Source organism: Methylobacterium sp. D54C (assembly GCF_053345595.1).
Genome location: NZ_JBKFAK010000058.1, coordinates 1 through 9,270, shown reverse-complemented (window position 1 = coordinate 9,270; position 9,270 = coordinate 1). Strand labels below are relative to the sequence as shown.

At 63.4% G+C, this 9,270-nt stretch carries 15 protein-coding genes; 10 read left to right on the top strand and 5 right to left on the bottom strand.

The window, feature by feature from the left end; all coding sequences use genetic code 11:
* A partial coding sequence (locus ACLBYB_RS32105; protein ID WP_447701288.1) for a hypothetical protein occupies positions 1-189 on the bottom strand: 189 nt, incomplete at its 3' end.
* On the opposite strand from ACLBYB_RS32105, the gene ACLBYB_RS32100 reads away from it, so the two are divergent.
* The 6 genes from ACLBYB_RS32100 (at position 166) to ACLBYB_RS32075 (ending at position 3,739) form a co-directional block, all read left to right on the top strand.
* The gene (locus tag ACLBYB_RS32100; RefSeq protein WP_447701289.1) at positions 166-660 is read left to right on the top strand and encodes an acyl-homoserine-lactone synthase; all 495 of its coding nucleotides are present in this window, start codon (positions 166-168) and stop codon (positions 658-660) included. The two genes, ACLBYB_RS32105 and ACLBYB_RS32100, sit on opposite strands and share 24 nt — an antisense overlap.
* Before the next feature lie 36 nt (positions 661-696).
* Positions 697-870, top strand: coding sequence for a hypothetical protein (locus ACLBYB_RS32095; protein WP_447701287.1), 174 nt, complete (start codon positions 697-699; stop codon positions 868-870).
* A 72-nt stretch (positions 871-942) separates the two neighbouring features.
* Complete coding sequence (locus ACLBYB_RS32090; protein WP_447701286.1) at positions 943-1,245, top strand: HU family DNA-binding protein; 303 nt, start codon at positions 943-945, stop codon at positions 1,243-1,245.
* A gap of 333 nt (positions 1,246-1,578) precedes the next feature.
* Positions 1,579-1,839 (top strand): DUF3892 domain-containing protein, encoded by a 261-nt coding sequence (locus ACLBYB_RS32085; RefSeq protein WP_209651391.1) that lies wholly within the window; start codon positions 1,579-1,581, stop codon positions 1,837-1,839.
* Between the two features lie 60 nt (positions 1,840-1,899).
* On the top strand, positions 1,900-2,082 hold the full coding sequence (locus ACLBYB_RS32080; RefSeq protein WP_447701285.1) for a DUF3606 domain-containing protein: 183 nt from the start codon (positions 1,900-1,902) through the stop codon (positions 2,080-2,082).
* A gap of 448 nt (positions 2,083-2,530) precedes the next feature.
* Positions 2,531-3,739 carry a serine hydrolase domain-containing protein gene (locus tag ACLBYB_RS32075; protein WP_447701284.1) on the top strand — a complete coding sequence of 403 codons (1,209 nt, stop codon included), beginning with the start codon at positions 2,531-2,533 and terminating at the stop codon, positions 3,737-3,739.
* A gap of 194 nt (positions 3,740-3,933) precedes the next feature.
* On the opposite strand, the gene ACLBYB_RS32070 is transcribed toward ACLBYB_RS32075, so the two are convergent.
* From ACLBYB_RS32070 to ACLBYB_RS32055, 4 genes are all read right to left on the bottom strand, one after another.
* Positions 3,934-4,755 carry a hypothetical protein gene (locus ACLBYB_RS32070; RefSeq protein ID WP_447701283.1) on the bottom strand — a complete coding sequence of 274 codons (822 nt, stop codon included), beginning with the start codon at positions 4,753-4,755 and terminating at the stop codon, positions 3,934-3,936.
* The gene (locus ACLBYB_RS32065; RefSeq protein ID WP_447701282.1) at positions 4,742-4,975 is read right to left on the bottom strand and encodes a DUF4160 domain-containing protein; all 234 of its coding nucleotides are present in this window, start codon (positions 4,973-4,975) and stop codon (positions 4,742-4,744) included. The genes ACLBYB_RS32070 and ACLBYB_RS32065 overlap by 14 nt, the downstream gene beginning before the upstream one ends.
* A gap of 706 nt (positions 4,976-5,681) precedes the next feature.
* A complete protein-coding gene (locus tag ACLBYB_RS32060; protein WP_447701281.1) occupies positions 5,682-5,870 on the bottom strand; it encodes a hypothetical protein in 189 nt (62 codons plus the stop codon).
* 31 nt (positions 5,871-5,901) lie between these two features.
* Positions 5,902-6,336 (bottom strand): hypothetical protein, encoded by a 435-nt coding sequence (locus ACLBYB_RS32055; protein WP_447701280.1) that lies wholly within the window; start codon positions 6,334-6,336, stop codon positions 5,902-5,904.
* Positions 6,337-6,594: 258 nt separating this feature from the next.
* Here ACLBYB_RS32055 and ACLBYB_RS32050 point away from each other — a divergent pair, with 258 nt between their 5' ends.
* The 4 genes from ACLBYB_RS32050 (at position 6,595) to ACLBYB_RS32035 (ending at position 9,088) form a co-directional block, all read left to right on the top strand.
* Complete coding sequence (locus ACLBYB_RS32050; protein ID WP_447701279.1) at positions 6,595-7,170, top strand: recombinase family protein; 576 nt, start codon at positions 6,595-6,597, stop codon at positions 7,168-7,170.
* Positions 7,171-7,237: 67 nt separating this feature from the next.
* Complete coding sequence (locus ACLBYB_RS32045; RefSeq protein WP_447701278.1) at positions 7,238-7,699, top strand: hypothetical protein; 462 nt, start codon at positions 7,238-7,240, stop codon at positions 7,697-7,699.
* A 128-nt stretch (positions 7,700-7,827) separates the two neighbouring features.
* On the top strand, positions 7,828-8,310 hold the full coding sequence (locus tag ACLBYB_RS32040) for a hypothetical protein (RefSeq protein ID WP_447701277.1): 483 nt from the start codon (positions 7,828-7,830) through the stop codon (positions 8,308-8,310).
* Positions 8,311-8,572: 262 nt separating this feature from the next.
* Entirely contained in the window at positions 8,573-9,088 is a 516-nt protein-coding gene (locus ACLBYB_RS32035; protein ID WP_447701276.1) for a hypothetical protein, read from the top strand.
* Positions 9,089-9,270: the final 182 nt, after the last annotated feature.

Below are 9,270 nucleotides of genomic sequence, written 5' to 3'. Positions count from 1 at the left end.
GCTCTGATTGCCACTGCTCGGAAGCTGATCACCATCCTCAACGCCATCCTGAGGGACGGAGCGCCATGGCAAACCGCTTGACCGCCAAGACAGTCGCTCAATTGGCTCGGTACAAATACCGGTCAGGCCAGCCGCGAGCGTGACCAGTTCGACAGCCCTCACAGCATCCACATCGTCGGCGAGGAACACGGGGAGATCATCTCCTACGCACGGCTCCTGCCGACGACGCGGCCGCACTTGGTGACGGACGTCTATCCGGAGATCATGCAGGGGGCGCCGTCGCCGGCTGGTCCGCGGATCTACGAGTGGACCCGCCATGCCGTCTCGCCGAAGAAACGGGAAGCCAAGGGGCCGAGTGCGCTGACGCGGGCGGCGTTCGCCGCCGTGGCACGCGCCGTCGAGGTCCTGGATCTCGAGGGTCTCCTCGTGCAGACCCACCCCGTCCTCGTCGATCGGGTCATGGACATGGGATGGGACGTCGAGCCCCTCGCGCTACCCACGACCTATGACGGGGCGCTCCTGCTGCCGATCTACGCGCGCCTCGTCCCGCAGACGCTGACGGTCGCCCAAGCCGCATTCTCGGCTCACGGCTCGGGTTTGGAAGCGCCCGTCCTGCGCGCGTCCTCGTCCGCAACAGACCGCCCCGCACCCGGGCTTTAGCCGTTCGGCACTCCTCTCGACTGAAGCAGGCAGGACATGTCGACCACGACGAATGGTGCGGGTAGCGGAAGCGACCCCCTGGAGGTAGCGGCAAGCTTGGCGATCGATCTGCGTGCCGTGATCGACAGGCTCGCCGATCCCGATCTCCGAGAGTTGATCGATCAGATTTTGCTCAACCTCGGTACGAGGCTGGCTCAGCGCCTGTCGTAACGAAAGGCATTCGGTCGCTGTGCCCTCAGACACGCGGTTGCCCTTTGATGAACGAGGCGACATCGCCTAGGCATGACACGATCCGAGCTCGTGGCACGCATCGCGGCCAAAATCCCACACCTCTACGCCCAGGAGGTCGAGGCGACCGTCGCCGCGATCCTCGACACCATGACGGTCGGGCTCGCGCGCGGTAACCGTATCGAGTTGCGGGATTTCGGCACGTTCACGGTTCGACACCATCCGCTGAGAAGCGCTCACAATCCGCGAACCCAAGCCGTCGTCGCGGTACCGGCGAAGGGCAGCGTCCGGTTCAAGCCGAGCAAGGCCATGCGAGCAGTTGTCTATTTGCGTGAGCAGGATGACGCGGACACATGAGAGCGGTACCAGGCCGGACCGCAGGATCTCATCCATCAGCGGTGCGTCGCGACACGGGCCTGACAACGTCGCAAGCAGCCCAGAGAGGCCGCCTTTGACGGTGAGCGACTGGATCTTCGGCGTTTTGCGGAGCAGGCCGCCTGCGACAGAATGAGGGCCGTGTCGTCGTTTCCACCTGAAGAGCCTTCATGAACGGATACGGTCGAAATGCTCGCTCCATCGAGAGGAAAGACGCCATTGCGCCGCCCTCTGGTCCGCCCTTGGTTGCAGTAACGGCCGCCAGCACTACCTAGTGGAAGCCTCTGCTAAGAGGCGAATGTAGGGAGTGAGTCGATGGCTGATCGGGCGGTTAGAAAAACCCGCAAGGATGCTCAAGGGGATATCACGGCTCTCTGTGACGACGGCGAGGTTTGGTCCCCCCGGGACAAACAGAGCGCGATTTACGACATAGAGAACGGGGTTCACACGTATTATGTTCCTTGGACAAGCGGCAGGACAGAAATCCGTGTCGTGCACGGTCAACACGGGAAATACCTGCGCACGGATCGAGATCAGACAACCCGCAACAATCTGGATGATCTCCCGGATTGCTAGAAATCTTAACTATTAATTGATCTTCCCAAGGCGGCACCCAATGCCTGAAAGGATACATCAATGGCAGATGATCTAACTATCAAACAGCCGCAAGACCCGACAAAAATCAACATTCACGAGCAATGGGAAGTTGCGTACTGGACGAAGAAATGGAGCGTTACCGAGAAACAACTTAAGGACGCTGTCGCTGCTGTCGGAGTTTCGACAGCCAAGGTTGCAGCCCATCTGGGTAAGAAGGCGTAATCATCCTCTGCTGCACCGCCACTTTTTGTTGGCAGTGCAGCTTGCCTCTGTGAAAGCGGAGCGGGTAGGGCCCGAGGAACGGGTCCCCAGCCGCTTTGCGCAGCCGGTAAGTGTACCGACGCTGGCACAGGTGCTCGGGCCGGTCATGCGGCACATCGACGATCTGCTGCCTTGGAACTGGACCCCGCCTCAACCCAAGCAGGTCGCCGCCTGACGCACCATATCAGAAGCCAACGCGGCCTGCACCGGAAGCGTACGTTAGAACTCACCATACGGTCGGTCATAGGCACACACTTCCACAAGCGTGAGCCCCTGTCCGATCATTTCGGGGGCTACCTCATGGATTGGCTGGTCCGACATCCATCTACGTAATGCACAGTGTCGGCAAGAAGAGTGCGTAGCGGCGTTCCATGCCGTGTTTGGTGCCCGTTCGGAAGAGGGAAACGACATGACAACGCAGACAGCTCAGGACATCGTCGCCAACAACGTCGCCAGCTATCTCGAGCAAAATCCCGGTACCCCGGGCCAGGGGGTCGCGGTGGTAGCAGGCGTTATCGATGCGTCTGACTGCCCCTACGACCCGTCGAGCGCCATTCTCATCTGTCAGCAGGCTCAAGCAGCATGCTGGCGCACCGGCGCACCAGTGACGTTGGACGGCTCCACACCCTTCAACATCGGCTCAATTACCAAGCTGTATTCCACCATGGCAATGGCTTGGTTGGTCAATCCTACATCTTGGGGAACTGTGGGCGATTACCTGACAGGTTTTCCAGCCGCGGTCGCATCTATCCCACTCTACGATCTGGCTTCGTATCAGTCCGGCTTCCTTGCCGACAATTTGAACAACTGGTTACCGGGCTGGCCGGGACCGGTGACGAAAGAAGATCTTGTAAACACTCTCAACACGATGGTAGACAATAACACTTTTAACTACAAACCATCTGGGACATGCTATTCATACTCTAACCTTGCGGTAGGCTTATTGGGACTTTGCGCCGTCGCGCAGCACGGAAGCAGTTCGATGCCTCCAATCCCGGCTCAGCAGAAATTGATATCTGATCTACTTGACGCCGTAGGCATTATTCATGCGAATACCGCGCCGTTTCCTGCGGTTTCAAATGGTATCGCGGACATGCCCCGCGGTTACAGGAATGGTAAGCCGATGGCGAGCAATGCGGCCTATCTGCCGGACCAAGACGCACTCGGCGGCGCTGGCAACCTGAATAGCTGCGGCAATGACCTGTACAACTTTCTCGCGCTTAATATGGGGCTCGCTGGTAACAGCACCGCTACTTCACTTTTGCAAGCCATGCAAAACGTGGCTGTCACTAAGAACGGCTATTGTTTCCCACCTCCGTCTGGCGCTGCTCCTAAGGTTGGTCTGGGATGGTTTTACGCATCTGTGAGCGATACGGATACGTCGTATCTCTGGAAAGACGGCGCTGTACCGGGCTTTACGTCCTTTATTGCGCTCGATCGATCGATAGATCCGGGGGTTAAGCCAGCCTCAACAGGCATTTTCGTCCTGACCAATAGCGACTTCAATTATAGTGGTAGCAGTGGCGCGTATGGTTTAGGGTCCGCGATCATGAGTGAATTGCTCGGCAATAGCGACATCGCCATCCGCCCCGACCGCCCGAATATGTATCTGACCTGAGGCGGTTCGGGGGTTGGTTGGATTGCGATTGAGCAAGCGGGCGCAGGTTGCGAAGGGGTCAAAATCGCCAGATCCGACCCCGCTCCGGAAGGATGAAGTCGAGGACGACCACTACTTCGTGGTCGACGTCGGCCCGCACGACAACGTGCTGCGGCGGTGGAACCGATAAGCCACGGCCTAGACGCAACATGATCTCATATGTCGAGCCGCCGCTTGAGAGGTGCGAAGGTAAGGCCAGCGCTTGTCGTATGCTCGCTTCCTATGGAGAGATCCTGTCCATAGGAAGCGCCTCTCCTGGATGAGGCAGTCACCACCAACCGATGGCCGCACGCCGACAGGTCATACGTTTTATTCCAATTGAGGCCCGTCCCCTTCAAAGCCGGCGCAACCTCCGGGTAAACCCTAGCCAAGCACGCCACCTCGGGGGCTGATTTCACCGACCCATGCTGGGTGTAAGTCACTGCCGCAGGGTGGGTTAAGAGCCCATAGACGGGATCCTTCGCAGCCCCGGTCGGAGCGGCAGGCTCAGTCACCGCTTGGCTTTGCGCCGCGGCGTCGAGATAGAGACATGCGAGCGCGACAGTGCGCGGGATCACCGTTCCCTTGGCATAGTAGGCGACCATCCGTCGGCTCAGGCCGAGTTGCGCAGCCGTTGCGTCCAGCGTCAGGTGGTGCCGCTTCATGAATGCCCCGAACTGAGCGGCCGTCATCGCCTCCTCGGCGAGCCGCTCGAGTGTGGCGCCAGCTACGGCGAGACTATCGTCGGGTCCCCATTCGATCGCGTCGCCGTACTCGGACAGGCGCACGGTCGCGAACAGTGCAGGATTGTCTCGCAGCGGGCGGAGCACCTTGTAGACCAAGATCACGGGCGCGAGATCGATGACGTCGGTCGTGCCGGCACGTGAGCCCTCAGCCCAGTCCACGACCACGAAGAAGGGGCCATTGCCCGGCTTAATCGCGCCTAGGGTCGGAAGGTCGCCGCCCTGGCCAGAGAGCATCACCTCAGTCTCGGGCATTGTTCGTCTCCCACGCCAGCGTGAGGGTTTCGAGGTTAGCTGCGGCCCATGCCACAGCCTCAGCGTAGATCCCCGGCGGGAGCTTGCCACGATCCAGCCCGAGATCGCCGATCCGGATCGTCGCTTTGAAGCCCCTGCCGACCACGTGGAAGTGCGGCGGGGCGTGATCGTCCGCGTAGACGTAAATCGTGAAGCGTTCGAGGCGGACGAGCGATGGCATCAGACACCGGATCTTACATTCTGAGAACTTAGTGCAATCATTGCACCATTGCAAGGCATGGAGTTTTCAGCTGGCCATCCCAACCAAGAAGCGACTAGGTGCGATGGTGCCAGATCGGCAGAGCGCGGGAAGCGGCGCGTCCCAACATTTCCCAGCATGCTGAGCGGCCAGCCGAGGGCGCGACCGATCGCTCGGACTGAGCTTTTATGACCCAACTGCTGGCCAGGATCTCAAGGCGGAGTAGGTGCCTCGGGCATAACAAACCATAACAGGCCGGCCGGTGGCTCAGGGCGAACCCCGCGGGACAATGTCTACATTTGACAGCATGTCGGGGAGGGTTGCGGCGGCCCAGGTGGTGAGCCGCGGACCTTGGCAAGCTGGACACGGCCGCAGAGCGCGAACGCCGCTGCAGGTCAGCAAATGCTAGCATCTCGATACGCTGAGGCGGGCTATCGCCGGCGCTGAGTTTTGGCAGTCACTGCACACCGCGCTTGCGATGATCCCCCGAAACGCAGACCCGCCCGGCCCCGCCGATGAGGGCGGGACCGAGCGGGTCTGATGCGAGAGAGGCCAGCGCCCTTTTTTACGGCTACCGAAAATTCGGGAGGCATGCCGAGCGCAGAGGGTCGGGTGCCTTTTTACGGCTACGGAAAATTCAGCGCCGCGCGTCCCGCATGGGAGCCGCCCTCGTTGCAGGACGCCTGGATTATCCTCGCCGAGCTCGGTCCGCTTCCTCGGCCGCGACCGCCTCGACGGCGGCGATGACGTTTTCGAGCTCGGCGACCTGGCGTAGCGCGCTCCCGGCCGGCAAGCCTTCATGCTCGGCCATCGCCAGGATGAGGGTTCGCTGTTGCGCCTTGAGGCGCTCGAGGAGGGCATCGAGCCTTTCGGACATCGGTAGGCTGTAGCGGCCTCGTAAGGGCTTGTCAGCGCGCGATCTGCGTGCCGGTGGCTTCACAGCGGCGTCCCAGCGCATACTCCGGCCAGAGCCACAGGGCGCGGATCGCAGAGGTGATCTCGGCCTCAACCTGAACCATGGCCGGTGCAGCAGCCTCCGCACGAGCTTCAACCTCCGCGAGCTTGGCAGCAATCTCCGCGCGACCATCATCGGCCAACTTCGGCACCAAACCGGATCCGCTGAGGACATGAGCGGCGAGAGTGGCAGCCGCGCTCGCCTTCACGCCTGCCAGCTGGCTTGCCAGAGCCTGGGCGGCTTCGCCGATCAGGGCGAGGCGCTTAGCCGCTTGCTGCTTCTCCGCGATCATCTGGAAAGCCCCCTCTCGCGCCGCGATGCGGGCAGACAGGACCGCGCGGGCGGCGCTGCGGGTGGGGGCGGTCTGGACAGCGGTCTTCTTCGACATCGGGTTCCTCATTGGACAGCTCACCGGCCCAGCGGGCACGGCAGAGGGACGCCGGCCGGGTGGGCGACGATGGGTGGCGCGGCGTTTGTGCGTCGCAGCAAAATCGGGGAACGTTCCGTTGGGCCTTGCTCTAATGGAACTCAGACCGCTGGAACGGTCACACTCTGCCTCAGCAGTCCAATAGCAAGCATCTTGAGTTTTGGAACGGTATCACGCTAAGGTTCTTGAACCTATTGGAACAAGAGCCCACTTCGCCTCATGCTCGTCGGTTACGCGCGTACCTCGACCCTCGAACAGGAGGCCGGCCTCGACGCCCAGGTCCGTGATCTCACCGCGCTCGGGTGCAGGAAGCTGTTCCGCGAGCAGGTCTCCTCCGTGGGACGCCGCACCCAGCTCGAGGCCGCCATCGATTTCTGCCGCGAGGGCGACGCCCTCGTCGTCACCAAGCTCGATCGTCTCGCCCGTTCGGTCACCCACCTCGGCACCATCATCACCGCGCTCGAGGCCAAAGGTGTCGCCCTGCGGATCCAGAACCTCGGCGTCGATAGCGCCACCCCGACCGGGCGCCTGATGCTCAACGTCCTGGGCGGCGTCGCGCAGTTCGAGCGCGAGATCATGCTGGAGCGCCAACGCGAGGGCATCGCCAAGGCGAAAGCGGCTGGCCGCTACAAGGGCCGCAAGCCGACGGTGCGGGCGCGGCAGGCCGAGATCGAGGCCCTGGCGGCGGAGGGGCTCAGCACGGCGGCGATCGCCGCGCGCCTTGGCATCGGCAAGGGCAGCGTTCACAGAGCCGTCGGCAAGCCACGGCCGGTGGAAGCCGACCCGTCGCGCTGACGGCTGCTGGCTGACGATAAGGGAACCGGCCGGAAGCCGATCAGAACCGATGCCTCTGCCGAGCGCCATGCCGATCACTCAGCACCAGCTTGCCGCCGCCGTGCTCGCGTCCGACCACATCGTCGATCGGCGGGTGATCGCGGCGTTCGTGGCCGATGCGGCGACACAGCCGGCTCCGAACCCGTTCCCGAACACCAGCGCCGGAGCCGTGCGCCAGGTCTGGCAGCAGCGGGTGGTCGAGTTCCAGTCGTTCGGCATCCAGGTGGCCGGCCTCGCCTGTCTGCTCACAACCCTTTCGAACATGAGCGTGGACGAGCCCCTGGTGCAGGAGATCCTGCGGGCTGGGCCGCATACCACGAACGTGTTCAGCCATGGCGATGGCTACCGGATCGTCGGTGCCGTGCTCTACGGCAAGCCCGGCTTCGCTCTGCCGGCTCTGCCTGTGCCGCGAGGCCTCCACCGGACCTCCAGCCGTCGGACGCGCATCCCTGCAGGCCAACTCGACCTGTTCGCAGACGCCGGAGTCTGACGGCCGCGGATCAAGCACGGATCCCGAACGGCCTCGTCGCGGCTGCCTCGCCGGCATCCTCATCCATCGGTTGTGAGGCCGGGGCAGAGCACCTATCACGGGCAGCCTTCCAGCCGGGTCCCGCCCTGATGCCCGCTTTGACCGACCGTCAGCGGATCGAGCTCGCGATCCCCGCCTACCTCGTCTACGCCATCGCGAGCGCGCCGGGCGCCTTCATCCCGGCCGATCCCGCCCTGGCAGCGAGAGCAGAGGCGGATATCGCGGCGCTGTGCGACAAGCTGCGGATCGCGTGCCTGGAGCCGTTCGCCGATCTGATCCCGTCCAAGCGGCAGGCGCTCGTGCGCCGACTCGAACGGATCAAGCGGCTGATGACGGCCGACTGGCATGAGCGTCCCGCGCTCAGCCTCATGCTGATGCTGTGGTGTTTCCTCAAGGACCTGACCGACCGTGAGGTCCTGGTCCTGTGGGAGGGCTCGGCGATGGATCAGGCGACGCGGATGCTGCTGCCGATGTTCGAGCACGGCTTCCGCGAGCATGGAAGCGAAGCCTTCGCGCACGAGCAGGCCCGCGTGTTGCTCGATGGCCTGCGAGCGGAGGGGCTGTACCGCTGAGCCGTCCCTCGGATCGGCAGGCTCCTGAGACCAGGCACCTCGATCCGGGCGCAGGTGGCCGTGCCGCTTCCAGCCTGGGGCGGCTGGGAATGAGATCTCGATCCCTGGGTCGAGCTGCTGCTCGGTGCTCGTACGCGACGGGGCGGTGGCGTATGGGCCGTACCCGCGGGCGCGAAGCTCGACGGTCAGAGACGATGGCTCGTCCGGATCGGCGCGCGGCGCGCGACTTCTTGCAATGCCATCATGGAGCGACGCGGTTCGGATGTCACAGGACAGCACACTCGCAAACGCCCTGGCCGATGTGAGGCGGCAGCGAGCAGCCCTCGAAGCCGATTTCGAGCGGGTCGGCGCAGAGTTGACGAAGCTACGCCTGGCCGAGCGGTCCCTGGCCTCCATCGTCGAAGGGACGCCCTTGGAGGACTTCCCCGACGAGCAGCCCCGTCGCAGTGCCTCGGCTGGCGACGATCAAGCTCGCGGCGGGCGGGGTGCAGGGCGCGGGCCCCGTGGCCCTCGTGCGAACTCGGCCAAGGGCCGGTTGAAGGCGCTCTTGGAGGAGGCCGGGCCGCAGGGGCTCTCCCACGCTCAGATCAGCGATCGGCTGCATGACGTGGCACCCAACACCCTGGCCACGTACCTCAGCATGATGACCACGAGCGGCGAGGTCGAGCGGCACGGCGACTTCTACCGGGGTGCCGCTTCGGTTGCCCAGCCAGGGGCCGACACCTCTGACGGTGGGGATCCCGACGGTACCGAGCGCGCGCCGGCCGAGGAGGAATGAGCGTGTCGCCGAGCGAGGACGAGGACTTCGAGCACTCCACGCTGTCCGGCCCCGTGTGTCGGGCGACACGGCAAACTGACCCCCTGACGCCATGAGGACCTGACCCCCTCGAAGAGCGAGGAGGTCGAGATGATCAGGAACGAAGATCAGGCTCTTGAGCGGACGGACGATCCGCGGAGGGC

Excerpts from the sequence above, each read along its gene's own strand:
- ACLBYB_RS32095 (WP_447701287.1), top strand. The coding sequence starts at position 697 with ATGTCGACCACGACGAATGGTGCGGGTAGCGGAAGCGACCCCCTGGAG.
- ACLBYB_RS32090 (WP_447701286.1), top strand. The coding sequence starts at position 943 with ATGACACGATCCGAGCTCGTGGCACGCATCGCGGCCAAAATCCCACAC.
- ACLBYB_RS32085 (WP_209651391.1), top strand. The coding sequence starts at position 1,579 with ATGGCTGATCGGGCGGTTAGAAAAACCCGCAAGGATGCTCAAGGGGAT.
- ACLBYB_RS32080 (WP_447701285.1), top strand. The coding sequence starts at position 1,900 with ATGGCAGATGATCTAACTATCAAACAGCCGCAAGACCCGACAAAAATC.
- ACLBYB_RS32075 (WP_447701284.1), top strand. The coding sequence starts at position 2,531 with ATGACAACGCAGACAGCTCAGGACATCGTCGCCAACAACGTCGCCAGC.
- ACLBYB_RS32070 (WP_447701283.1), bottom strand. The coding sequence starts at position 4,755 with ATGCCCGAGACTGAGGTGATGCTCTCTGGCCAGGGCGGCGACCTTCCG.
- ACLBYB_RS32065 (WP_447701282.1), bottom strand. The coding sequence starts at position 4,975 with ATGCCATCGCTCGTCCGCCTCGAACGCTTCACGATTTACGTCTACGCG.
- ACLBYB_RS32060 (WP_447701281.1), bottom strand. The coding sequence starts at position 5,870 with ATGTCCGAAAGGCTCGATGCCCTCCTCGAGCGCCTCAAGGCGCAACAG.
- ACLBYB_RS32055 (WP_447701280.1), bottom strand. The coding sequence starts at position 6,336 with ATGTCGAAGAAGACCGCTGTCCAGACCGCCCCCACCCGCAGCGCCGCC.
- ACLBYB_RS32050 (WP_447701279.1), top strand. The coding sequence starts at position 6,595 with ATGCTCGTCGGTTACGCGCGTACCTCGACCCTCGAACAGGAGGCCGGC.
- ACLBYB_RS32045 (WP_447701278.1), top strand. The coding sequence starts at position 7,238 with ATGCCGATCACTCAGCACCAGCTTGCCGCCGCCGTGCTCGCGTCCGAC.
- ACLBYB_RS32040 (WP_447701277.1), top strand. The coding sequence starts at position 7,828 with ATGCCCGCTTTGACCGACCGTCAGCGGATCGAGCTCGCGATCCCCGCC.
- ACLBYB_RS32035 (WP_447701276.1), top strand. The coding sequence starts at position 8,573 with ATGTCACAGGACAGCACACTCGCAAACGCCCTGGCCGATGTGAGGCGG.